Here is a 23,422-nt window from a genome sequence, read left to right as displayed (position 1 = left end):
GTCGACGACCGGGGCAGTGCCCCGGCGCGAACCCTAGAGCTGTCCGACCTCGGAACGGCTCGGCTGGGGGACGTTGTCGGCATCGTACTTGTAGATACCGATGGCAGCCTCGGTGGGATCACCCTTCGCGTCGAAGGAGACCGGTCCGGAGATGCCGTCGTAGTCGATGTCCTCGCCGCCGCGCAGCAGGGTGACACAACCGGCGAAGTCGAAGCACTTCGTCCCGTCCTTCGACACGCTCTCGAGCTGCTTGGCGATCTCGGCACCCTCGACGCTGCCGGCGGCTTCCGCTGCGAGCGAGATCAGGTTGACGGCGTCGTAGCTCTCCCCGGCGTAGGCCAGGCTGGTCAGGGCCGGGTCGACCGTGGCCAGGGCCTCCTGGAAGCCGGTACCGGTGAACGGGCCGGGGATGGTGCCCTGGGCCCCTTCGAGGGTTCCGGGATCGAGGTCCTTGCTGTAGTCGGTGGTGTTGCCGTCGACCATGAAGATCGAGCTCGCCTCGACGCCCTTGGCGACCAGCAGCGGGATGATGCTCTTGGCCTCGTCGAAGCTGATCAGGACGATCGCGTCGGGCTTCGCCGCCGCGATGGCGTCCACCTGGCTCGAGAACTGCGAATCACCGGTGTTGAACATCTCGTTCGCGACGACCTCGCCGCCGGCGGACTCGACGGTCTCCTGGATGTTGGTCTGCAGACCGGTGCCGTAGGAGTCGTTGAGGGTGATCATGCCGACGGTCTGGGCACCACAGGTCATGATGTAGTTGCCGAGCGTGCGGCCCTGGAGGACGTCGGAGGGAGCCGTACGGAAGTACAGTCCCTGATCGTCCCAGTCGGTGAACTCGGGCGAGGTGTTGGCGGGCGAGAACTGGATGACTCCCGCGCCGGTGATCTGGTTGATCACGGTCTTCGAGACGCCGGAGGACGCGGCACCGATGATGGCGCTGACGTCCTGGGACAGCAGGTCCGTGACGGACTGCGTGGCGATGTCCGTCGTGGTGTCACCGGAATCGCGGTGGGTGATCGAGATGTCCTGGCCGAGGACGCCGCCTGCCTCGTTGACTTCGTTGACAGCGAGGTTGACGCCGGCGATCTCCGGCGGGCCGAGGAACGCGAGCGTTCCGGTGGTGGGCAGGATGGAGCCGAGCTTGAGCGGGGTGGGGCTGGTGGTGGTGCTGGCCGGTACGGCTGCAGGGTCACCCTTCTCGCCCTGCTCCTCGCCGGTGCCGCCTTCGCTCTCGGGGCATGCCAGGGCCGATGTGGCAGCCGCAGCGGTGGTCTCGGTGTCGCCACCCTCACCCTCGGAACCCGTGGTCCCGCCGCCACCGCAGCCTGAGGCGAAGAGCGCGATACCCAGGCTCAGGGCAGCGACCTTCGCCGCGCGCGGGGCATTCTCCCCGATGCCGAACCGCGCGGAGTTGCGTGTTGCAGTCATGAATTGTTCTCCTCGACCGAAAGGCTCTTGCTGCCTTTGATGCGATCGCCAGGTGTTCCTGGCTTGTAGGAAAAGCTAATCCACATTTGTGTCTGAGGTAAGCGAATCGGGTTACATCCTTGTAACGCTCGTCACAAGCGATGATCGGCACTCTTGACAGTAGGCGCCGCCGGAGGCAGGGCCTTGCCATGGAGGGGCGCCCGCCTACCGGTCCGGGAGGAGCCTCCGGTGCCCCAGCAGGGACTCGAACCCTGACTGAACAGATTTTAAGTCTGCTGCCTCTGCCATTGGGCTACTGGGGCCGGCCGCCGGATCAGCCTACCCCGTGAGGGCGTCCGCCCGGGCGGCGCCGATCAGGCGTGCACGGCGATCGGCGGACACGGCGACGGCGGCCCCTCGGGGGGAGCCGCCGTCGCTTCATGCAGGGGTACTCGGGCCGTGCGTCAGGCGGAGGCCTTCGCCGAAGCGGCCTTGCCGGCGGGCATCGGAGGCTGGCTCTGCAGGGCGGTGTCCTTCTTCGGCGGCGGGGTGGCCGCTTCGCGGAACTGGCGCCTCGGCTCCTGCAGGTCCGAGATCGGGGCGAGGTCGCGACCGAAGAGGAAGCTCATGCTCCAGTTGATGATGACGCGCGCCTTCCGCTCGTACATCGGCATGGCGAAGCCGTGGTACCCACGGTGCGCCAGCCAGGCCGGGAAGCCCTTCAAGCCGAAGCCCATGATGTTCGCGACACCCTTGAACTGGCCGAAGCCCGCGACCGCGCCGAGGTTGGTGTGGCGGTATTCCTTGACCTCGCCGATGCCGTAGTTGGCGGCGAGGATGTTGGCGGCGAGCAGCTTCGCCTGGCGCACGGCGTGCTGAGCGTTGGGGACGCAGAAGCCCCCCACTCCCCCACCCGTGAGATCGGGCACCGCCGCGACGTCACCGGAGGTCCATGCATGGTCGATGGGTCCGTCGTCGCCGGTGATGCGCAGCTCGGGAGTGGCGCGGACGCGACCGCGCTCGTCGACGGGGAAGTCGGTGGAGCGCACCACCGGGTTGGCCTGGACACCTGCGGTCCAGATCAGGGTGTCGGTCTCGAACTGGTCGGCCGGGGTCTTGTCCGGCATGTTGATGAGCTTCAGGGTGCCGTCGACCGCGCTGGAGAGCGAGGTGTTGAGGAGGACCTCGATCTGGCGGGAGCGGAGGTGGCCGACGACCCACTCCGCCTGCTCGGCGGTGACCTCGGGCATGATGCGTCCCATGGCCTCGACGAGGACGAAGCGGAGGTCCGACCGGTCGAGCCGGGCGTTGGCCTTCACCGCGTCGCGTGCGGCGTCCTCCATCTCGGTGATGGTCTCGATACCGGCGAACCCACCGCCGACGACGACGAACGTGAGCGCACGGTCCCGCTCGGGGCCCTCGGGGAGGACGGAGGCGGTCTCGATGCGCTCGAACATGCGGTTGCGCAGGGCGACGGCTTCCTCGATGGTCTTGAGCCCGATGCCCTGGTCCTTGAGACCGTCGATGGGGAAGGTGCGGGTGATGGAGCCGGCGGCGACGACGACGTCCGTGTAGGCCAGCTCGAAGGGCTCACCGTCGCCCGTCGGGGCGATGGTGGCCGTGCGGCCCGCGTGGTTGATCGAGGTGACCTTGCCGGAGATCAACTCCGTCTTCTTCAGGTGCTTGCGGTGCGAGACGATCGCATGGCGTGGCTCGATACTGCCGGCCGCGACCTCGGGGAGGAAGGGCTGGTACGTCATGTAGGGAAGGGGGTCGACCAGCGTGACGATGCCGCCGTGGTTCTTGACCTGCTTCTGGAGCCTGTGCGCGACGTAGAGGCCTACGTAACCGCCGCCGACGACGAGGATGCGCGGGCGGTCGGAGAAATGTGGATTCGATGCCATTCCTCGATGCTACCGGACTTTGTGAAAATCTTCACTAGCTCGCGGGTGCCTCCGGAACTCCCCGGTCGGCCCGCTCGTTCGCGGCCGATCCGCCCGGCTCGGCGTCATCGGAGACCTCCTCCGGGAGGGCGGCCTGGCGCCGTCGGACGCGGGTGACGTGCAATGCCCCGGCGAGCACGACGGCGAGCGCCAGCCCGCCGTAACCCAGGACGACCAGGGCCGGTACATCGTGCATCGGACGCAGCGGGTCCTGCGCCTGCGGAGGCGCCGGGGCGGGGATGACCTCGGCCGGCTCCTCGCTCGGTGGGGCAGGTGGCGCAGTGGGCGTCAGATTGTGGCGCCGGTACAGCTCGATCCAGTCGGCCATGGTGCCGAGGCGGCTCTCCTGGGGCACCGTGATGTCCTCGCCGACCGCCGCCGCGACGTCCAGGACGCCGTAGCCGTACAGTGTGTCGAAGCCGGGCTCGCCGGCGTCCCGCGCCGTGTCGACGATCCGGTTGACCACCTCCGCAGCCGACAGCTCGGGGTACCGCGAGCGGATGAGGGCGGCGACCCCGGACACCAGCGGGGCGGCCCCCGATGTCCCGGACCAGTCGGCGTACAGCCCGCCCGGCAGCCCTCCCACGAGGTTCTCGGACGGGGCCGCGACGGCGATGCTGATGCCCTCGGACGACGCCTCGGCGCTCGCGCGGCCCGCCCGGTCGAGTCCCGCCACCGCGAGCACACCAGGGATCGTCGCCGGCGCTCCGACCTGCGTCAGTCCTCCGGCGCGGTTCCCGGCGGCGGCGATGATGACGACGTCGTTCTGCTCGGCGTACAGGAACGCCTCGTCCCAGCTCTCGGGCCACGCGGTGCTGGTACTGCCCAGGGACATGTTGATGACGTCGGCCCCGTTGTCGACCGCCCAGTGGACCGCCTTCGGCACCTGCTCGTCCACCGGGATCCCCGCCGGGTTGGGGCCGCTGCCGGGGCCCTCGATCCACAGGGAGATCGCCAGCAGGTCTGCTGCGGGCGCGACGCCGACGATACCGTCCGGACCTTCGCCGTACTGGGCGAAGGGCCCGGGCGCCGGGGTCTCCGGAGCACGGGTCGCGGGATCCTCCGCACCCCCGCCGGCGTCGTCCCGGTCATCGTCCGCTCCGGCGGTGGCCGTCGGCGCGCCGGAGCCCTCGGGTCGCGGGACGTCGGGACCGGTGGCAGCGGTGTGCCCGCGGCCGGCGAGGAGCGTGCTGACCAGGGTCCCGTGGCCCTGCACCTCGCCGAGGCCGCGCTGCCCGCCGGGGTCACCGGCACCCGAGGCGTCCGTCCCGCCCACCACCGCACCCACGAGGTCGGGGTGGGTACCGTCGACACCACTGTCGATCACGGCGACGGTGACGCCCTCCCCTCGCGTGCTCTTCCAGGCTTCTGCGATGCCGTAGTCCTCGAGCCAGTACTCCTTGGCCCGGATGTCGTCGGCGGAGGCCTGCACGGCTCCGGGCAGGAGCAGGGCGAACGACAGGACGACGGACCCGGCCGCCCGGGCTGCCCGGGTGTCCATCAGGTCACACGCCCCGCGCGGCGACGCTCAGGGCGATCCCGTCGAGGATGTCGTGCTCGCTGGTGACGGCCGTCGACACGCGGCCGGAGGTGGCCTCTGCCACCCGCTGCACGATGGACATCCAGATGAGGGCGCCGGCACCGATGACGTCCACCCGTCCTGGGTGCATGTAGGGAAGCGCCGCCCGGTCCCCGCGCGCCAGATGCAGGAGGTCCGCCGCGGCAGTGGAGATGGCGTCGACCGTCAGCTCCGCCCCGTGGATCGAGTCCGGCTCGTACGCGGGCAGGTCGAGGGCGTGCGCCGTGACCGTCGTGACGCTCCCTGCCACACCGACGAGCTTCGTGATCCGCTCGAAGGGCACCTGTGCCGCTGCCTCGTCCATGAGGAGGCCCACCGCGGTGGTCATCGACGCGATCTGCGCCTCGGCCGGCGGGTCGTCCCGGAGGAAGCGCTCGGTGAAGCGGACGCAGCCCATGTCGGTGCTGCGCGCCGCGATCAGGCCGCCTGCGGTCCCGGCCACGAACTCCGTGCTGCCGCCGCCGAGGTCGATCACCAGGACCGTCTCGTCGTCCGCCGTCGTGAGGACGCTGACCGCTCCGTCGAAGGAGAGCCGCGCCTCCTCGTCGCCCGTGATGACCTCGGGTTCCACGCCGAGCCGCTCCCGGATGCCGTCGACGAAGACCTGGCGGTTCTCCGCGTCACGGGAGGCCGAGGTGGCGACGAACCGCACCGGTGGCGCACCGTGCTGCTCGATCAGCGCCGCATACTCCTCGGCAGCGGTGAAGGTGCGCTCGAGTGCGGCCTCCGAGAGACGCCCCGTCGCATCCACCCCCTCACCGAGCCGGACCACCCGCATGAGCCTGACGACATCGGTGAGCACGCCGTCCTCGATGTCCGCGATCAGGAGCCGGATGGAATTGGTCCCGCAGTCGATGGCAGCTGTGCGCATTACGTCTCCTCAGAGGGTGCGATGGTCCCGGGTACGTCGGACGTGTCGGGGGTGTGGGTGGTGTCGGGCGCATCTGCTCCCCCGCGCCGTCGGGCGTCCCGCTTCGCGGCGAGTTCCTCGGCGGTCAGCCCCTGGGTCCGGGTGTGCCTGCTGAGGTCGGCGTCGGGAGCCTGGCCGGTGGTGTCCCAGGCACCGTCGCAGGAGCATCGCTCCCGTGTCCACCACGGGGCGATCCGCTCGATCGCCTCGTCCCCGAGGGGGTTCACTCCCGGCCCCGCGGCGAGCGCGTGGCCCACCAGCACGTGGAGGCATTTCACGCGCGTCGGCATGCCGCCGGCCGATACCCCGTCGATCTCGGGAACCGCGCCGGTCCCGGCACGCGCCCCGACGTCGTTCCGGGCCTCGAGATACGCCGCATGCGCTTTCCGGTGGCCCGCTGCGAGACCGGCATCGGCGGTGAGGCGCTCACTCATCTCGGTCATGACACCCTCGGCCTCGAGACGGGACACCGCCGCTGTCACGACGGGGTGGCTGAGGTAGTAGGTGGTCGGGAAGGGGATGCCGTTCGAGAGGCGGGGTGCCGTCGTGGCGACGAGCGGGTTGCCGCAGACGCACCGCGCGCCGATCTCCACGACGTCACGCACCGGGCGTCCGAGCTGTCGGCTGAGGACGTCGAGGTCATGCTCACTCGGGGTCCTGGGATCGTCGCGGGGTCCAACCTGATCGGGCTGCCGGGACTGTCCGGCCCGCCCGTCGGGCTGACCGTCCTGGTCGTGCTGGTCGTCGTGGTCCTGCTGGGTCACGCTGTTCCTTCCTGGGGAGCGCTCCGCGAGCGCCGATTCTCGGCCGTGCCACTTCCCGGCCGTGCCGGGTCTCCACCGTGCCGGTCAGGCACGACCGGTCCGGCCGCTCGTCCCGACGCCCGATCCATCCGGTTTCAATCCGTCGCGGCGCGCTCCACCGAGCTCCACAGGGAATCGACCCAGGGGAGATCGGCCGGCTCGGCGGCCGATCCTTCGCCCGTCCCCTTCTCGATGCCCTCGCTGCCCTTGACGAGGTAGCGGGTCTCGCCGGGCATCACGAGGAAGATCCGTTCGCGCGCCTGCTGCTTCACGAAGGCGGGGTCGTCCCACCGGGCCAGTTCCGACTGGTAGTCCGCCTGCTGCTGCTCCTGCCGGGCGATGTCCGCGCGGAGGGCATCGAGCTCGGACTGCTGCTGGACGTAACGGCTCACCGAGGGTGCCAGCAGCACGATCACGGCGATCAGGACGACGGCGAGGGCCAGCAGCCGGCCGGAGAACGACTTCGCCGGGATGGGCGTCGCCTCTTCGGCAGGCTGGATCGGCGACTCCGCGCGGCGCGATCCGAGGCGGCCGCGGCGGATGCTCGCGGCCAGCTGGGACCTCTCGGCCGCACGCACGTCCGAGGGAGTCGTCGCCGCGGGCTTCCGGGTGGAGCCTGCCCCCGCAGGGGCCGTGCCCTTCCGGGCCGGAACAGTCTTCGCAGCGTCCCGTGGATCCTTCGTCGCGGAGGGGCCCACCGTCCGCGGCACCCCGGGCGCCCGCTGCGACGATCCCCCGGACCGGGGCTCCGACCCGCGGGAGGTGGACGGATGCGTCCCCTGCCGGGAGCCGGCTCCGGGCGTGGCCACGCCGGATCGGTGATCTCCGTGCGGTGAGGTCTGGCCCTTGGCCGCTCCGGGAACCGGCCGATCGTCCGCCACTGGCGTCGGTCGGCCGGCTCGCGGCACGTTAGGGCGGCGGGCAGTCATGGAGCTCCTCGTCAGTGCAGTCGCGTCGGTTCGCGTCGGATTCCTCGCGGAACCCGTCTAACGAGGGTAACCGCCCAGCCGCTCACCCGAGGATCACCTAGGCGGTGAAACGCGGGAAGGCGGAGCGACCGGCGTAGCGTGCGGCGTCGTCGAGCTCCTCCTCGATGCGCAGCAGCTGGTTGTACTTCGCGACGCGCTCGCTCCGCGCGGGCGCTCCGGTCTTGATCTGTCCGGCGTTCGTCGCGACGCAGATGTCCGCGATCGTCGTGTCCTCGGTCTCGCCGGAGCGGTGGGAGGTGATCGTCGTGTAGCCGGCGCGCTGGGCCATCGAGATGGCGTCCAGGGTCTCGGTGAGGGTACCGATCTGGTTGACCTTCACCAGCAGCGAGTTGGCCGTCTGGTTCTGGATGCCCTTGGCCAGGCGGACGGGGTTGGTGACGAAGAGGTCATCACCCACGAGCTGCACCTTGTCGCCGATCGCGTCGGTCAGGTGCTTCCAGCCCTCCCAGTCGTCCTCGTCGAGGGGATCCTCGATGGAGACCAGGGGGTAGTCGCGGACGAGCTCCACGTAGTAGGCGCTCATCTCCTCGGTGCTGAGCGCCTTGCCCTCGAACTGGTACGCGCCGTCCTCGTAGAACTCGGAGGCGGCGACGTCGAGGGCGAAGGCGATATCGGTCCCGGGCGTGTAGCCGGCCCGCTCGACGGCGGTGGTGATGAGGTCCAGGGCATCGCGGTTGGACGGGAGGTTCGGCGCGAAGCCACCCTCGTCGCCGAGACCCGTCGCGAGGCCCTTCTCCTTCAGCACGGACTTGAGCTCGTGGTACACCTCGACGCCCCAGCGGAGGCCCTCGGAGTAGGTCTGGGCGCCCAGAGGAACGATCATGAACTCCTGGATGTCGACGTCGGAGTCCGCGTGCGAACCACCGTTGAGGATGTTCATGAGGGGCACGGGCAGCACGTGCGCGTTGGGGCCGCCGAGGTAGCGGTAGAGCGGCAGGGCGGAGGACTCGGCAGCAGCGCGGGCGATGGCGAGCGAGACGCCCAGCATCGCGTTGGCGCCCAGGTTCGACTTGTTCTCCGTACCGTCCAGGTCGATCATCGCCTGGTCGATGGCGCGCTGGTCCGCGGCGTCGAAGCCGAGGAGGGCCGGCTGGATCTGCTCGATGACGGCTTCGACGGCCTGCAGGACGCCCTTGCCGAGGTAGCGGTCCTTCTCGCCGTCGCGACGCTCGTTGGCCTCGAAGGCTCCGGTGGACGCACCGGAGGGGACCGCCGCGCGGCCGAAGGTGTCGTCGTCGAGCAGGACCTCGACCTCGACCGTGGGGTTGCCGCGGGAGTCGAGGATCTCCCTCGCGTGGATGGCATCGATGATGGCCATGGAATTGCTCCTCTTCGTTGGAGTATCGGGATTCACATCGTGTTGGGACGTCTTTGTCGGAGCAACGGAGGTGTTGCTCCCAGCCTAGTTCACGCGGCTTCCGGACGTCGGGTGGGAACCCGACGTGTGACGCGGCGCCGCATCGCCCCGTCCACGCTGCACCGCGCGTGCGGGGAACCGGTCAGGCGGCGATCAGGATGCCGCAGCGACCCGGCCGGTCTCACCCTCGCTCCGAGCCCGCCTGGTACTCCAGCACGGCCCGGCGCAGCGCGCGCTCTGGATCGAGGCCGAGGTGGACCGCCCGGCGGGTCAGCTCCAGGAGGGCCTGGCCCAGGGTGGCTTCGTCGCCGGGCGGAACCTCTCCCTGCTGCGTACCGACCGATCGGCTCTCCGGACCACCCTCCGGTCGACCGCCCGGTGCACCCTCCGACGGCCCGGCGGATTCGCCCGCCCGGGCCAGCGTCTTGGCGGCGAACGCCAAGGCGGGCAGGTGGTGCGGGATACCGTCGAACGGCGATGTGCGCGAGGGCTTCTCGCGGCGCTTGACGGCGTGCCAGGTCTCGACGATCTCCTCGGCCGAAACCGGCGCGCCCGCTGCACCTCCTGGACCCGCTGCAGTTCCCGGCAGCTCCAGGAGGGCACCGTCCGCGGTGAACACATGGGGGTTGCGGCGCACCAGCTTCGCCGTCAGGCCCGCCACGACGTCCGCCAGATCGAAGTGGTCCTGCTCGGCCGCCAACCGGGCGTGCAGCACCACCTGGAACAGCACGTCACCGAGTTCTCCGCGCAGTTCGTCGACGAGCCCGGGTGACGGCACGGACGCTCGCGCGACGTCGTCGACCGCCTCGTAGAGTTCGTAGGTCTCCTCGACGAGGTAGGCGAGCAGCGCTTCGTGGGTCAGGGCCGCCGTCCAGCGGCAGTGCCTGCGCAGGAGGTCCACCACCTCGACCAGCCGCTCGACCGCCACGCCCGGTCCGGTCGCGGCGGCCGGCGTCGACGGGGCCTCGTGCTGCACGGCGCTGCTAGGCGGATGCCTGGCGGGCAGCGGCGTCGAAGGCCTCGGCGATGTGCTCGGCGAGGGCATCGCGGTCCTCGAGCGGGAGGAACGAGGCGTCCACGGCGTTGAGGGTGAGATCGAGGAGGTCCGCGAGGTCGTACCCGAAGGTGTCCACCAGCAGTTCGAACTCGCCGGTCAGCGTGACACCGCTCATGAGCCGGTTGTCCGTGTTCACCGTGACCTTGAAACCGAGCTGGTAGAGCAGGTCGAAGGGATGGCTGTCGATCGTGGTCCCGAAGGCCTCGATGGCCCCGGTCTGCAGGTTCGACGACGGGCACAGCTCCAGGGGGATGCCCCGGTCACGGACCCACGACGCGACGCGCCCGAGGTTCGCGATCCCGATCTCCTCGCTGTCACCGGCCTGCTCGTCCTCCGACTCCTCGATCTCGATGTCCTCGGCGATGCGCACGCCGTGCCCCAGGCGCAGCGCACGGCCCGCGACGAGGGCGTCCTTGATGCTGTCCAGTCCGGCGGCCTCGCCGGCGTGGATGGTCACCGGGAACTGCTCGGAGGCGAGATAGGTGAACGCCTCGGCGAAGCGCGAGGGCAGGAAGCCGTTCTCGGCTCCGGCGATGTCGAAGCCGACAGCACCGCGGTCGCGGTGGCGGACGGCGAGTTCCGCGATCTCCTGGCCACGGTCCGCGTGACGCATGGCGGTGATGAGCTGTCCCACCTGGATGACCCGGCCGGCGGCTATCGCCGCGGCGGCCCCGGCCTCGAGGCCCTCCTGCACGGCCTCGACGGCCTCGTCCAGGGACAGTCCCTTCTGCGTGTGCTGCTCGGGAGCCCAGCGCACCTCGCCGTAGACGACGCCGTCGAGCGCGAGGTCCTCGACGAACTCGCGGGCCACCCGGATGAGTCCCTCGCGCGTCTGCATGACGGCGATGGTGTGGTCGAACGTCTCGAGGTACCGGACCAGCGAGCCGGAGTCCGCCGACTCGCGGAACCACGCACCGAGCGATTCGGCATCCGCGGCGGGCAGTTCGTGGCCGATCTCGGCGGCGAGCTCGAGGATGGTGGCCGGACGGAGGCCGCCGTCCAGGTGGTCGTGGAGGGAGATCTTCGGCAGGGTCTGAATGTCGACGGCAGCGGTGGGGACGGCGTCGTTCTGGGTCTGGGTCACGGCGACCAGCCTACGCGATCCCTTTCAGGGCGGGCTCGTCTCGCGCGCGGGTTCGGGCTCGTCCTGGTGCGCCTCGACAGCTTCCTGCAGGGGCGTCGATCCCCGCACGAGCGCGATGACCCGGTCCACGACGAACCCGATGACCACGGCGATCCCGATCGCCACCGCCACACCGAGCAGGTGATTGTGCTGGAACCACGTACCGGCGACGGCACCGATGCCCACGGAGTAGCCCGCCCAGACGATGCCGGACAGCGCGGTCAGGGCGACGAAGCGCCGTTGCGAGTAGCCGGTCGCTCCCGCGGTCAGGTTGACGGCTACCCGGCCGATCGGGATGAACCTGGCCACCAGGATGAGTGAGGCGGCACTTTTCGACAGCTCCCGGCCCGCCCAGGCGAAGGAGCGCTGCGGGCGGGGCCGCCGCATCCACCGGAACCGGGTGGTCCCGATCCCCCGGCCGATCATGTACGCGATGTTGTCACCGAGGAACGCCCCGAGGGCCGCGGCGAGGATCAGCAGCCACGGATCGGGGACGCCCTGCGTGATGACGAGGGAGGCGAGGCCGACGACGACCGACTCGCTCGGGAACGGCGGGAAGAACCCGTCGACGAGGCAGCAGACGAGGACCAGCAGATAGACCCAGGGCTGCTCGGCCGCAGCGAGGACGAACCCGCTGATGCCGTCCAGTGCGCTGATGATCTCGTCCATCCAGGGGCTCCTGCCGCTCGTCCGCCCCACCGGCGCCGTCCCGGCGGAGGATGCCGCGGGATGGTCGGGACGGGACATGGCGCCGGGCGGCGCGGCTCGGGGCGAGCCGCGATACGCTGCCGTGCGCCTGCCGTCGACGCTACCCGGGGGCCCACCTCCGGGTCGTCGCCCTTCCGGCCGACATCGGCGACGGCGAGCCTCACCCCTGGGGATGAGGCCGGCCGTCGGACCCCCTAGGGATCATCCCCGACGCGCCCCGGAGCGGGGACCAGCAGTGCTGCGTGGAGACGGGACGGGAACCGGGCGGGAACCGGGCGGGGACCCTCAGGCGATCCGGTCGATGATGAGCTGCTGGGCGGTCCGTGATCCCTTGGGGGCGATGAGGACGGCGTCGGCGAGAGCCTCGCGGGCGCGATCGAACTTGTCGGGAGTGTCGGTGAGCAGCGTCATGAGGGGTTCGCCCGCACGGACGGTGGCACCGGGCTTCGCGTGCAGACGCACACCCGCGCCGGCCTGCACCCGGTCCTCCTTGCGGGCACGCCCGGCTCCGAGGCGCCAGGCCGCGACGCCCACGGCGAGGGCATCGAGACCCACGAGGACTCCGTCGGTCGGCGCCAGGACCACCTCGGACTCCTTCGCGACCGGGAGCGTGGCACGAGGGTCGCCGCCCTGCGCCTCGATCATCCGGTTCCAGACGTCCATGGCGCGGCCGTCCTTCAGCGCAGCGGCCGGATCGGCGTCGTGCACACCCGCGCAGGCGAGCATCTCCTCCGCGAGGCGGACCGTGAGCTCGACGACGTCGGACGGACCAGCGCCCGCGAGCACCTCGACGGACTCCTCGACCTCGATGGCGTTGCCGGCCGTCAGGCCCAGCGGCGTGCTCATGTCGGTCAGGAGCGCGACGGTGTTGACGCCGGCGTCCTTCCCGAGCGCCACCATCGTCTCGGCCAGTTCACGTGCCTGGTCCACGTTCTTCATGAACGCCCCGCTGCCCACCTTCACGTCGAGGACGAGCGACCCCGTGCCCTCGGCGATCTTCTTGCTCATGATCGAGGAGGCGATGAGGGGGATGGCCTCGACGGTGCCCGTGACGTCGCGCAGGGCGTACAGCTTCTTGTCCGCCGGAGCGAGGCCGGTCCCGGCGGCGCAGATGACCGCTCCCACCTCCGCGAGCTGGCGCATCATGTCCTCGTTGCTGAGGTGCGCCTGCCAGCCGGGGATCGATTCGAGCTTGTCCAGCGTGCCACCCGTGTGACCGAGGCCGCGACCGGAGAGCTGCGGTACCGCGACACCGAAGACCGCGACGAGCGGTGCCAGCGGAAGAGTGATCTTGTCCCCGACCCCGCCGGTCGAGTGCTTGTCGCTCGTCGGCCGACCCAGGGAGGAGAAGTCCATCCGTTCCCCCGAGGCGATCATCGCGGCGGTCCAGCGGGAGATCTCGGCGCGGTCCATCCCGTTGAGCAGGATGGCCATGTTCAGGGCGGACATCTGCTCGTCGGCGATGGCGCCGCGCGTGTAGGCGTCGATGGTCCAGTCGATCTGCTCGGGCGTCAGGGTGCCGCGGTCGCGCTTGATGCGGATGATGTCGACGGCGTCGAAGGCTTCGGTCATGGTGGTGTCCTCTGGTCGAGCGGTGGTCGGGCGTGGGTCACGTGGTGCCGGCGGCCGATGGGGCGGCCGTGACGTGCGAGGGCGCGGCCGGAAGGGCCGCGCCCCTCACGGTGCTGGTCGGGCGGGGCCCGGGTCAGGCGAGATGCTGCGGCCCGAAGGCGTCGGGCAGGACTTCGTCCATGGTGCGGATGCCGCTGACGGTCATGAGCACCATGTCGGGCGCCCGGAACTCGTACAGCAACTGCCGGCAGCGGCCGCACGGCATGAGGGTGTTCCCCTCGCCGTCCACGCAGCTGAAGGCTCGGATGCGCCCGCCCCCGCTCATCGCGAGCGCGCTGACGAGGGCGCACTCGGCGCACAGGGTCAGCCCGTAGGACGCGTTCTCGACGTTGCAGCCGGAGATGATCCGGCCGTCGTCGAGCAGTGCCGCCGCCCCTACCGGGTACGTGGAATAGGGGACGTACGCTTTCGCCATCGCGGTTCGCGCGGCGGCGGCGAGGTCCTCCCAGGGGATGTCGTTCTCGGTCATGCGGAGCCTCCTAGCCCTTGATGTACGGGATGCCGCTCGCGCCCGGTGCGCGGGACCGGCCGACGAGCCCGGCGACGGCGAACACCGTCACCACGTACGGCAGCATGCGCAGGAACTGGTCCGGCACCGGGGTGCCGAGCAGGCTGAGGACATTGGAGAGGTTGGTGGCGAAGCCGAAGAGCAGCGCCGCGAAGAACGCACCGATCGGGTTCCAGCGGCCGAAGATCAGGGCTGCCAGCGCGATGTAGCCCTGCCCGGCCGTCATGTCCCGCCCGAAGCCGGAGACGGCCACGAGCGTGAAGAAGGATCCGCCGATGCCCGCCACGACGCCCGCCAGCAGCACGTTCATGAACCGCATGCGGTTGACGTTGACGCCCAGCGTGTCGGCGGCCTTGGGGTGCTCGCCCACTGCGCGGGTCCGAAGGCCCCACCGCGAGTGGTACAGCGCCACGTACACGACGGCGACGGCGATGTACATGAGGTAGCCGACGATCGTCTGCTGGAAGAGGATCGGCCCGATCACGGGGATGTCGGCGAGCAACGGGATGTCGATGACGGGCAGGCGCGGCGGGGAGTTCCAGCGCTCCGAGTCCTCGCTGAGGACGGCGGAGAACAGGAAACCCGTGAGCCCGGAGACGAGCACGTTCAGGACGACGCCGACGATCACCTGATTGACGACGTACCGGATGCTGAAGACCGCGAGGACGAGCGAGACGAGGACTCCGGCGACCGCTGCCGCGAGGAGGCCCACGAACGCGCTGCCGGAGAGCGACGCGGCGACGGCGGCTGCGAACGCCCCGAAGAGGAGCTGGCCCTCGATCGCGATGTTCACGACGCCCGAGCGCTCACAGAGCACACCCGAGAGCGAGCCGAAGATGAGCGGCACCGCGAGGGTCACCGAGCCGGCGAGGAGCCCGTACAGGGCGACATTCGGTGTCCGGGCGCTGCCGACCACCCACGTGAGGAAGGCGATCAGGAACAGGACGGCGAAGACCGCCAGGACCCAGACCGGGATCTTCCGCCCGGACCGGGTCCGGAGGATCGCGAGGACGGCGAGGGCGATCATGGCCAGGGCCGCGACCCACCCGATGACGGGCGCCGAGACGACGATCGACGGGAGGACGATCGGATCGTTCTCCTCGGACAACCGGAACGTGACGTCGTTGCCCGGCGCTCCGACGGCGAAGACGAAGAGCGCGAAGAGTGCCACGACGGACAGGATGATCGGGTTCTTCCAGCTCCGGACGGTCGCGTCGCTCGCGCTGCGCGCCGGTGCGCTGGTGGTTGCTGTGCTCATGCTGCTGCTCCGGTCGAGGCTGGCGTCGGGGTCGTGGAGGTGGAGGAGCCGCCCTTGCCGGCGCGCGTGGCGCCCGGGGCGGGGAGGCGGAAGAGCGCCCGGACGAGGGGCGGCGCCGCGATGAAGAGGACGATCAGCGACTGCACGACGAGGACGATGTCGATGCTCGTCCCCGTGGAGGCCTGCATGGCCACGCCACCGGCGCGGAAGGCCCCGAACAGGATGCCTGCCGCGAAGGTGCCCCAGGGGGACGACCGCCCGAGCAGGGCCACCGTGATCGCGTCGAACCCGAAGCTCGCCGCGACGCCCGACGTCAGGACCTTCTCGGTGCCGGAGACCTGGGCGACGCCCGCGAGGCCCGCGAGTGCACCGGCGATCGCCATGGCGAGGATGTAGCCCTTGCTGACATTCACACCCGCGGTCCGCGCGGCGCTCGGGTTCGCACCGACGGCGCGGAGCTCGAAGCCCACGGTGGACCTGTTCAGCAGCCACCAGACGAAGACCGTGGCGAGCACGGCGACGACGAAGCCCCAGTGCAGGCGGAAGGAGGCCCCGAGCAACGGCGGGTACACCGCCGTCGCGTCCAGCTGCGGACTGATGGGGTTGGTGGAACCGGGCCGCTGGAAGGCCGGTGTGCTCAGGAAGTACAGCACCAGGTTCGTCGCGATGTAGTTGAACATGATGGTGAGGATCACCTCGTGGGCGCCCGTGCGTGCCTTGAGGAGTCCGACGAGGCCGCCCCAGAGGGCACCTCCGACCATTCCCGCGAGGATCACCAGGAGCAGGTGGATCCCGACCGGCAGGTGCAGCGTGAAGCCGACCCAGCCGGCGAATGTCGCCCCGATGAGGATCTGGCCCTGCGCACCGATGTTGAAGAGGCCCGCGCGGAAGGCGAGCGCCACGCCGAGGCCCGCGCAGATCAGCGGCGTCGCCACGGTCAGGGTCTGGGTCAGCGGATAGATCATCCGGGTGAAGGTGTCGCCCTCGAAGTTGAAGACCGAGCCCTGGAAGAGCGCGATGTAGGCACTCGAGGCCGCCGTCCAGGCGGCAGCGATGGTGTCCTGCGGACGGCTGAAGAAGTACGACGACGCACTCGCCACCTCCTGGTCGGTCACCGCGATGAGCAGGCCGCCGAGGATGAGGGACAGCACCACGGAGAGGAAGGCGACGAGCGCGTTGCCGGTCATGATGCGCTGCATGAGGGGTGCCTCGGCGCCCGGACCGACCCCGAGGCCCGCCGTGGTGGCCGGCACGGCCGGGGGCGGCACCTCGCCGCCCGCTGTCTCGGCCGCCGTCTCGAGCCGGATCTCGTCCTGCCGGGCGGCATCCTTCGCGTCGCGTCGGGTGGGGTGTGCTCCCCCGCCGGTGGCCGGGTCCACCGGCCGGTCGTCCTGCGGGTTCACAGGTCTCCTCCTTGTACGTCGTGTGCCTGCGCGAGCGCTTCGTCGGCGGGCATGCCGGCCATCATCAGGCCGAGGACATCACGCGAGACCGTGCCCGGCACGATCCCCATGAGGCGGCCGCGGTACAGGACCGCGATCCGGTCGGCGAGCTCGAGGACCTCGTCGAGCTCTGTGGACACGATGATGACGGGGGTGCCGCCGTCGCGCTCGGCGACGATGCGGCGGTGCAGGAACTCGATGGATCCGACGTCGACGCCGCGGGTGGGCTGCGAGGCGATGAACAGCTTGAGGGGACGCGAGAACTCGCGCGCCATGACCACCTTCTGCTGGTTGCCGCCGGACAGGGTCCCGGCCGCGGACTGGGCGGACTGCGTCCGGACGTCGTACTCGGCGATCTTCGCCTGGGCATTCTGCTCCATCGCCGACTGCGACATCGAGAGTCCCCGGGCGAAGGGGGCGTCGTCGTACCGGTTGAGGATGAGGTTCTCCGCCACCGAGAAGGTGCCCACGAGGCCCTCGACGCTCCGGTCCTCGGGGACGAACCCGACACCGGCACGGATGACCTCCTTCACGCTGCGGCCCAGCAACTGGTTGCCGTTCAGCGTGATGGACCCGGTCACGTGGTCCTGGAGACCCATGATCGCCTCGGTCAGTTCCGTCTGGCCGTTCCCCTGCACGCCCGCGATCGCCAGGATCTCCCCCTCGGCGACCTCGAAGCTGAGCCCGTCGACGACGTGCTGCCCGTTGGGGGCCTGCACCGTGAGGTCCTGCACCCGGAAGGTCACCTCACCGGGTGTGGCCGGCTTCTTGTCGAGGGTGAGGCTCACGGACCGGCCGACCATGAGGGAGGCCAGCTCCGTTGTCGGGGCGCTCGGGTCCGCGGTGCCGACCACCTTGCCGCGCCGCACGACGGTGATGACGTCGGAGACGGCCTTGACCTCGCGGAGCTTGTGGGAGATGAAGACGATGGACTTGCCGTCGGCCTTCAGCTGCGCCATGATCCCGAGCAGTTCGTCGGTCTCCTTCGGCGTCAGCACGGCGGTCGGCTCGTCGAGGATCAGGACCTCGGCGTCCCGTACGAGAGCCTTGATGATCTCGACGCGCTGCTGCACCCCGACGGGCAGGTCCTCGACCACGGCATCGGGATCGACGTCGAACCCGTACTGGTCGGAGATCCGGCGGATACGCGTCCGCGTCTCCTGGAGGTCGAGCATGCCGCCGGCTTTCGTGGCCTCGTTGCCGAGGGCGACGTTCTCCGCGACGGTGAAGACCGGGACGAGCATGAAGTGCTGGTGCACCATCCCGATACCCGCGGCCATCGCATCCCCGGGACCCTTGAAGGTCACCGGCTTGTCATTGACGAGGATCTCACCCTCGGTGGGGTCGTACAGTCCGTACAGCACGTTCATGAGCGTGGACTTGCCGGCCCCGTTCTCGCCGAGCAGGCTGTGGACCTGTCCCGGTTCGACGACGAGATCGATGTGATCGTTGGCGACGAGCGATCCGAAGCGCTTCGTGATGCCGATCAGTTCGAGTTTCACAACTCAACCAGCCTGTTCTGTTCTGTTGTCTTCGCGTCGGAATCGAGCGGAAGTCACGTGAAGGATACCGGGTGCGGCCTGCGGACACGCAGCCGGGACAAACGCAAACCGCCTTCCTCCGGGCGGGGGTTCCGCGGGGAGGAAGGCGGTGCGGTGGTACTCGTGTGGCGCGGTCCTACTGAGGGCTGGCGGCCGAGTCGACCGCGATCTCGCCGGCGACGATCTGTTCCGTCAGACCGTCGAGCGTGGCCTGCAGGTCGTCGGGGACGTTGGCCTCCTGGTCGTGGAACGGCGCGAGGGCCACTCCACCGTTCTCGAGCGTGCCGACGTACGGCGTGTTGTCGAACTCGCCGTCGACGTCGGTGCTGATGACGTCCTCGACGGCGTCGCCCATGAGCTTCATGACCGAGGTGAGGATGAACTCCTCGCCCTTGCCGGCGGTCTCGTAGCCGTCGGAGTCGACCCAGATGGCCTTGACGTCCTTGCCGCCCGCGTTCGCCTCGATGACGGCGTCGAGCGTTCCGGAACCGACCGGACCGGCGACGGGCATGATGATGTCCGCACCCTCGTTGATGAAGTTCTGGGTGTTGGTCTTGCCGGCTGCCTGGTCCTCGAAGTTGCCGACGAAGGTGCCGTTCTGGCTCTCCTTGTCCCAGCCCAGGAGCTCGACCTCGCCGCCGGTCTCCTCGTTGAAGTAGTTCACGCCTTCGGCGAAGCCGTCCATGAAGATGGTCACGGTCGGGATGTTGATGCCGCCGTACGTCGCCACCTTCCCGGTCTCGCTCGTCGCCGCTGCCGCGTACCCGGCGAGGAACGCCGCCTGGGCCGTGTCGTAGATGATCGGCTTGACGTTGGGGAGGTCGATCGAGTTGTCGTCGACGATCGCGAAGTTCGTCTCGGTGTTCGCCTCCGCGGCCTCCTTCGTGGTGTCGGCGAGCAGGAAGCCCACCGTCACGATGAGGTTGCAGCCGCCCTGGACCATCTGGTCGACGTTGGGGCCGAAGTCCGTCTCGGCCTGCGACTCGGCCTGGTTGGTCTGGATGCCGAGGTCCGTCTCGGCCTTCTTCAGACCCTCGTAGCTCGACTGGTTGAACGAGCGGTCGTCGAATCCACCGGAGTCGGAGACGATGCAGCCGAGGTAGTCGGTGCCTGCGGCGGCGCTGCTACCGCCTGCGGCGGGGGCATCCTCGGCGGGCGGCGCACCGCAGCCGGAGAGGACGAGGGCCGAGACGCCGAGGACGGCGGCGGACAGGCCGGTTCCGCGCGAGAAGGTGCGCAGTGAGTTCTTCAAAATGCCTCCAGGAAAGAAATGCGCCACGGGGACGACTGCCAGTGAGTGTCCATCACGGGTCACGATTGATCCGAGGCTCTGTTTTCACTGAAGACCGTGGCGCCGCGACACCGTCGGTGCAGCACGTATGCGAACATCCTAAGGGCCAAGTGACGCGGAACACTACACGGGCCGTTCAGGGCGGTCGATCGTTCGGCTTTCGTTATGCGCAGGTCGCTGAGGACAGCCGGGTCCGGCGGACCTGCCGCTCCGCGCCCCGGGCGGGACCCCCGACGGAGCCCCGACGGAGCCCACGCAGCCACACAGCCTGCGGTCAGTGCTCGAGGACCGCCTGCAGGGCCGCCGCCGCCATGACCCTCACGCCGTACCCGATGGCACGCTCATCGGGCGTGTAGTCGCCGCGGTGGAGGTCGAACGTCTCACCGCCCGGGGTCCTCGTCCCGAGGCGCATCATGGCGCCGGGGACCTCCTGCGTCATCCACGCGAAGTCCTCGCCTCCCATGGACTGCGGTGTGAGCACGACGGCGCCCGACCCGAGTTCGGCCCGGGCGGCCGCCTCCAGGAGGCCGGTCTCCGCCTCCTGGTTGACCACCGGCGGGACCCCCCGGATGTGCTCGAGCTTCACGTCGACGCCGAAGGGCGCGGCGACCTCACGGACGGCCCGGTCGAGCAGCTCCCCGGCCGACTCCCAGGCCTCGCCGTCGAGGCAGCGGAGCGTGCCGGACATGAAGCCGTGCGCGGGGATGGCATTGGGCGCGGAGCCCGCGTGGATCTGGCCCCACACCACGGACACGGCGCTGCGCACGTCGATCCGGCGGGACAGGACGGCCGGCACGTTGACGGCGATGGTCGCGAGCGCGAAGACGAGGTCCTCGGTGAGGTGCGGGCGCGAGGTGTGCCCGCCGCGTCCGCTCAGCTCCACCCGGATCGTGTCCGATGCCGAGGTGATCGCACCGATGCGCGTGCCGACCAGGCCGACGTCGATCCTCGGGTCGCAGTGCAGCGCGAGGATGCGTGGCAGGCCGTCGAGCACGCCCTGGGCGATGACGTCGATCGCTCCTCCGGGCATCATCTCCTCGGCGGGCTGGAAGATGATGCGCACCGTGCCGGGGAGCGGTGTCGCGGCATCGATGTCCGCGAGGACCAGGGCGACGCCGAGCATCACGGTGGTGTGGATGTCATGGCCGCAGGCGTGCGTGACGCCCGTCGATGCGGACGCGAAGGGCAGACCGGTCTCCTCGATGATCGGCAACGCGTCGATATCGGCGCGGAGACCGAGCCGCAGGGGGCCGCTACCGATGTCGACGTACGCGCCGGTCCCCTCGAGGCGCCGGGGGGACAGACCCGCCTGCGCGAGCCGGGCCACGACGAGGTCCGTGGTGCGGTGCTCCTTGTAGGACAGTTCCGGGTGACGGTGGATGTCACGCCGGATGTCGGTCAGCTCGTCGAGCAGGGGATCGAGGGAGGCACCGACGCGGGAGGCCGGAGGGCTCTGGGTGCTGGACGTTTCCACGTCCTCAGCCTACCGACCGGTGGCGCGGCGACCAGCACTCCTGTGTCGGGGCCGCGTCATGGGACCTCCGCGCCACTCCGAGGGCCGGGGGCCGCCCGACGCCACGTCCCGGGGCGTGTGCCCCTTCCCACGGGTCACGCCGTCCGGCCAGGCCGGCCCGGTCGGGGACCTGTCCGCTACAGGACGTCGGTGTCGCCGCTGGCCCGCAGGCGTTCGACGGCCTTCTTGACCTCCTGCGCGTGCTCCTTGGTGGTCACCAGCAGGGCGTCCGGCGTGTCGACGATGACGACGTCGTCGATGCCGATGAGGGCGATCACGCGCTTGGTGTCCGACACGACGATGCCCGAGGCGTTCTCGGAGAACACGCGTGCGCCCTCCCCCATCACCGTCAGCTCGCTGTTCTCCTCGGCCGGGTTCAGTCGGCCGATCGCGGCGAAGTCGCCGACGTCGTCCCAGTTGAACTCACCCGGGATCATGGCGACGTCACCTGCCGCCGCAGCCGGTTCGGCCACCGCGTAGTCGATGGCGATCTTGGGCAGCGTCGGCCAGACCCTTCGGGCCACCTCGACGCGCTGCGGGGTGTCCCACGCCTCGGCGATCTCCATCAGGCCGGCGTAGAGGTCGGGCTCGTTCGCCGAGAGGTGCTTGAGCATGAGGTCGACCGGCGCCACGAACATGCCCGCGTTCCAGGAGTAGTCGCCGCCGGCGATGTAGCCGTCCGCGACCTCCTGTGAGGGCTTCTCGACGAACTCGATCACGGCGCGCGCGCTGGGGGCGCCGTCGATCGCCAGGGGCTCGCCGGCCCTGATGTAGCCGAAACCGGTGGAGGGGTGCGTCGGCTTGATCCCGATGGTCACGATGTACCCCTCGGCGGCCGTGTGGATCGCCTCGCGCACCGCATCCTGGAAGACCTCGACCGGGGCGATCACCTGGTCCGCGGCGAAGGATCCCATGATGATGCCCGGATCCCGCCGGTGGAGGATGGCCGCGGCGAGCCCGATGGCCGCACCGGAGTCCTTGGGCTCGGACTCGAGGACGAGGTTCATGTCCTCGATCTCGGGCAACTGCTCGAGGACGGCCCGGCGGTGGACGATGCCGGTGACGACCATGGTGCGGCCGTCGCAGAGGGGGCGCAGGCGATCGTAGGTCGCGCGGATCAGCGTGCTCCCGGAGCCGGTGAGGTCGTGGAGGAACTTCGGCGCCGCGGCACGCGACAGAGGCCACAGCCGGGTGCCGGTCCCTCCGGCGGGGATCACGCCGTGGAAGCGCTCCAACACATTGTCAGGGGTACGGGCAGCCGCCCTCTCGGTACTCATCCGTTCCACGGTAACCGACGCGCCCGGGCGGCCCGGAACCACCGGCCGCCCTCCGGTGTTAACAAGGTCACAGGTGAGGGGCCCCTAAATTGATCCAGGAGTGTCACCGGCCTAGATTATTCTTATCGAAGAGTGCTGTCGCACCGGCGTATCCCTGCGTATAGCGCGCTAACGCCCAGGCGATGCAGGGAGGTAATTTCAATGCCGAAGACACTGACTAAGTCGCTGACACCAGCGGGCACCCTCTACCGTGGCCGCGAAGGCCAATGGTCCTGGGTCGCCCACCGCATCACCGGGGTCGTGATTTTCTTCTTCCTCCTGGTCCACGTGCTGGACACGTCCCTCGTCCGGGTCTCGCCCGAGGCGTACGACGCCGTGATCGCCTCCTACAAGAACCCCATCATGGGTCTCGGGGAGCTCGGACTGGTCGCGGCCATCGTCTTCCATGCCTTCAACGGCATCCGCGTGATCCTCGTGGACTTCTGGAAGAAGGGTCCCAAGTACCACCGCCAGATGCTCTGGAGCGTCATCGGCCTCTGGGCCGTCGTCATGATCGCCTTCTCGATCCGCCATCTCTCGCACGTCTTCGGAGGTTAGTACCCATGGCTACCCCAACCATCGAGAGCCCGCGCTCCGGCCGCGTCTCCCCCGGCTACTCACGCACCCCGGGCTCCCGCGGGAACTTCGAAATGGTCGCCTGGCTGTTCATGCGCCTCTCCGGAGCCATCCTCGTGGTGCTCATCTTCGTCCACCTCTACGTCAACCTCGTCGCGGGTGACGGCATCAGCGGGATCGACTTCGGCTTCGTCGCCGGTAAGTGGGCCGACCCGGTCTGGCAGATCTGGGACCTGACGCTCCTGTGGCTCTCGATGCTGCACGGCACCAACGGCATCCGCGTGATCATCAACGACTACGCCGAGAAGAACAGCACCCGCATGTGGCTCAAGGGTGTCCTGTACACCTCGACGGTCGTCATCGTGGTCCTCGGCACCCTCGTGATCTTCACCTTCGATCCGTGCCCCGTGATCGACGGTGTGGCTCACGTCGCGGACTACTGCCCCGCTCCCTGACGCCACCCCGC

20 protein-coding genes and 1 tRNA gene are annotated in these 23,422 nt (G+C 69.7%); 2 read left to right on the top strand and 19 right to left on the bottom strand.

Annotated features, from left to right (window positions below):
- Positions 1 to 33 precede the first annotated feature (33 nt).
- The 19 genes from ACTIMO_RS07745 to ACTIMO_RS07655 form a co-directional block, all read right to left on the bottom strand.
- Positions 34 to 1,431, bottom strand: coding sequence for an ABC transporter substrate-binding protein (locus tag ACTIMO_RS07745; protein WP_055770121.1), 1,398 nt, complete (start codon positions 1,429 to 1,431; stop codon positions 34 to 36).
- A gap of 229 nt (positions 1,432 to 1,660) precedes the next feature.
- Positions 1,661 to 1,733: transfer RNA gene (locus ACTIMO_RS07740), tRNA-Leu, on the bottom strand.
- 141 nt (positions 1,734 to 1,874) lie between these two features.
- A complete protein-coding gene (locus ACTIMO_RS07735) occupies positions 1,875 to 3,314 on the bottom strand; it encodes an NAD(P)/FAD-dependent oxidoreductase (RefSeq protein WP_448182026.1) in 1,440 nt (479 codons plus the stop codon).
- A gap of 34 nt (positions 3,315 to 3,348) precedes the next feature.
- Positions 3,349 to 4,854, bottom strand: a complete 1,506-nt coding sequence (locus tag ACTIMO_RS07730) for a S8 family serine peptidase (RefSeq protein ID WP_448182025.1) — start codon at positions 4,852 to 4,854, stop codon at positions 3,349 to 3,351.
- Between the two features lie 4 nt (positions 4,855 to 4,858).
- Positions 4,859 to 5,803 carry a Ppx/GppA phosphatase family protein gene (locus ACTIMO_RS07725; RefSeq protein WP_448182024.1) on the bottom strand — a complete coding sequence of 315 codons (945 nt, stop codon included), beginning with the start codon at positions 5,801 to 5,803 and terminating at the stop codon, positions 4,859 to 4,861.
- A complete protein-coding gene (locus tag ACTIMO_RS07720) occupies positions 5,803 to 6,606 on the bottom strand; it encodes a DUF501 domain-containing protein (protein WP_448182023.1) in 804 nt (267 codons plus the stop codon). The genes ACTIMO_RS07725 and ACTIMO_RS07720 overlap by 1 nt, the downstream gene beginning before the upstream one ends.
- A 134-nt stretch (positions 6,607 to 6,740) precedes the next feature.
- A complete protein-coding gene (locus tag ACTIMO_RS07715; protein WP_422391478.1) occupies positions 6,741 to 7,454 on the bottom strand; it encodes an FtsB family cell division protein in 714 nt (237 codons plus the stop codon).
- A 217-nt stretch (positions 7,455 to 7,671) separates the two neighbouring features.
- A complete protein-coding gene (gene eno / locus ACTIMO_RS07710; protein ID WP_055770108.1) occupies positions 7,672 to 8,952 on the bottom strand; it encodes a phosphopyruvate hydratase in 1,281 nt (426 codons plus the stop codon).
- A 220-nt stretch (positions 8,953 to 9,172) separates the two neighbouring features.
- A complete protein-coding gene (locus ACTIMO_RS07705; RefSeq protein ID WP_235498737.1) occupies positions 9,173 to 9,967 on the bottom strand; it encodes a MazG nucleotide pyrophosphohydrolase domain-containing protein in 795 nt (264 codons plus the stop codon).
- 7 nt (positions 9,968 to 9,974) lie between these two features.
- A complete protein-coding gene (locus ACTIMO_RS07700; RefSeq protein WP_055770105.1) occupies positions 9,975 to 11,132 on the bottom strand; it encodes an adenosine deaminase in 1,158 nt (385 codons plus the stop codon).
- Between the two features lie 24 nt (positions 11,133 to 11,156).
- The gene (locus ACTIMO_RS07695; protein WP_448182022.1) at positions 11,157 to 11,840 is read right to left on the bottom strand and encodes a DedA family protein; all 684 of its coding nucleotides are present in this window, start codon (positions 11,838 to 11,840) and stop codon (positions 11,157 to 11,159) included.
- Between the two features lie 324 nt (positions 11,841 to 12,164).
- On the bottom strand, positions 12,165 to 13,451 hold the full coding sequence (locus ACTIMO_RS07690; protein WP_448182021.1) for a thymidine phosphorylase: 1,287 nt from the start codon (positions 13,449 to 13,451) through the stop codon (positions 12,165 to 12,167).
- A 133-nt stretch (positions 13,452 to 13,584) separates the two neighbouring features.
- Positions 13,585 to 13,980, bottom strand: a complete 396-nt coding sequence (locus ACTIMO_RS07685) for a cytidine deaminase (RefSeq protein WP_055770097.1) — start codon at positions 13,978 to 13,980, stop codon at positions 13,585 to 13,587.
- A gap of 10 nt (positions 13,981 to 13,990) precedes the next feature.
- The gene (locus ACTIMO_RS07680; RefSeq protein WP_422391477.1) at positions 13,991 to 15,277 is read right to left on the bottom strand and encodes an ABC transporter permease; all 1,287 of its coding nucleotides are present in this window, start codon (positions 15,275 to 15,277) and stop codon (positions 13,991 to 13,993) included.
- Entirely contained in the window at positions 15,274 to 16,680 is a 1,407-nt protein-coding gene (locus ACTIMO_RS07675; RefSeq protein WP_448182020.1) for an ABC transporter permease, read from the bottom strand. Before ACTIMO_RS07675 ends, ACTIMO_RS07680 begins: the two co-directional genes overlap by 4 nt.
- Positions 16,677 to 18,221, bottom strand: a complete 1,545-nt coding sequence (locus tag ACTIMO_RS07670) for an ABC transporter ATP-binding protein (protein ID WP_055770091.1) — start codon at positions 18,219 to 18,221, stop codon at positions 16,677 to 16,679. The genes ACTIMO_RS07675 and ACTIMO_RS07670 overlap by 4 nt, the downstream gene beginning before the upstream one ends.
- 175 nt (positions 18,222 to 18,396) lie before the next feature.
- A complete protein-coding gene (locus ACTIMO_RS07665) occupies positions 18,397 to 19,512 on the bottom strand; it encodes a BMP family lipoprotein (RefSeq protein WP_055770089.1) in 1,116 nt (371 codons plus the stop codon).
- Between the two features lie 313 nt (positions 19,513 to 19,825).
- Positions 19,826 to 21,025 carry an amidohydrolase gene (locus ACTIMO_RS07660; protein ID WP_448182019.1) on the bottom strand — a complete coding sequence of 400 codons (1,200 nt, stop codon included), beginning with the start codon at positions 21,023 to 21,025 and terminating at the stop codon, positions 19,826 to 19,828.
- Between the two features lie 176 nt (positions 21,026 to 21,201).
- Entirely contained in the window at positions 21,202 to 22,341 is a 1,140-nt protein-coding gene (locus ACTIMO_RS07655) for a mannose-1-phosphate guanylyltransferase (RefSeq protein ID WP_055770083.1), read from the bottom strand.
- A gap of 201 nt (positions 22,342 to 22,542) precedes the next feature.
- Here ACTIMO_RS07655 and sdhC point away from each other — a divergent pair, with 201 nt between their 5' ends.
- On the top strand, positions 22,543 to 22,938 hold the full coding sequence (sdhC, locus tag ACTIMO_RS07650) for a succinate dehydrogenase, cytochrome b556 subunit (protein WP_055770080.1): 396 nt from the start codon (positions 22,543 to 22,545) through the stop codon (positions 22,936 to 22,938).
- 5 nt (positions 22,939 to 22,943) lie between these two features.
- Complete coding sequence (locus ACTIMO_RS07645; RefSeq protein ID WP_055770077.1) at positions 22,944 to 23,411, top strand: succinate dehydrogenase hydrophobic membrane anchor subunit; 468 nt, start codon at positions 22,944 to 22,946, stop codon at positions 23,409 to 23,411.
- Positions 23,412 to 23,422: the final 11 nt, after the last annotated feature.

This window comes from Arthrobacter sp. CP30, assembly GCF_053470025.1.
Note: the sequence above shows the minus strand (reverse complement) of the source record. Positions and strands in the feature narration are given on the sequence as shown.

Excerpts from the sequence above, each read along its gene's own strand:
- ACTIMO_RS07680 (WP_422391477.1), bottom strand. The coding sequence starts at position 15,277 with ATGAGCACAGCAACCACCAGCGCACCGGCGCGCAGCGCGAGCGACGCG.
- sdhC (WP_055770080.1), top strand. The coding sequence starts at position 22,543 with ATGCCGAAGACACTGACTAAGTCGCTGACACCAGCGGGCACCCTCTAC.
- ACTIMO_RS07685 (WP_055770097.1), bottom strand. The coding sequence starts at position 13,980 with ATGACCGAGAACGACATCCCCTGGGAGGACCTCGCCGCCGCCGCGCGA.
- eno (WP_055770108.1), bottom strand. The coding sequence starts at position 8,952 with ATGGCCATCATCGATGCCATCCACGCGAGGGAGATCCTCGACTCCCGC.
- ACTIMO_RS07725 (WP_448182024.1), bottom strand. The coding sequence starts at position 5,803 with ATGCGCACAGCTGCCATCGACTGCGGGACCAATTCCATCCGGCTCCTG.
- ACTIMO_RS07735 (WP_448182026.1), bottom strand. The coding sequence starts at position 3,314 with ATGGCATCGAATCCACATTTCTCCGACCGCCCGCGCATCCTCGTCGTC.
- ACTIMO_RS07745 (WP_055770121.1), bottom strand. The coding sequence starts at position 1,431 with ATGACTGCAACACGCAACTCCGCGCGGTTCGGCATCGGGGAGAATGCC.
- ACTIMO_RS07655 (WP_055770083.1), bottom strand. The coding sequence starts at position 22,341 with ATGAGTACCGAGAGGGCGGCTGCCCGTACCCCTGACAATGTGTTGGAG.
- ACTIMO_RS07645 (WP_055770077.1), top strand. The coding sequence starts at position 22,944 with ATGGCTACCCCAACCATCGAGAGCCCGCGCTCCGGCCGCGTCTCCCCC.
- ACTIMO_RS07730 (WP_448182025.1), bottom strand. The coding sequence starts at position 4,854 with ATGGACACCCGGGCAGCCCGGGCGGCCGGGTCCGTCGTCCTGTCGTTC.
- ACTIMO_RS07690 (WP_448182021.1), bottom strand. The coding sequence starts at position 13,451 with ATGACCGAAGCCTTCGACGCCGTCGACATCATCCGCATCAAGCGCGAC.
- ACTIMO_RS07695 (WP_448182022.1), bottom strand. The coding sequence starts at position 11,840 with ATGGACGAGATCATCAGCGCACTGGACGGCATCAGCGGGTTCGTCCTC.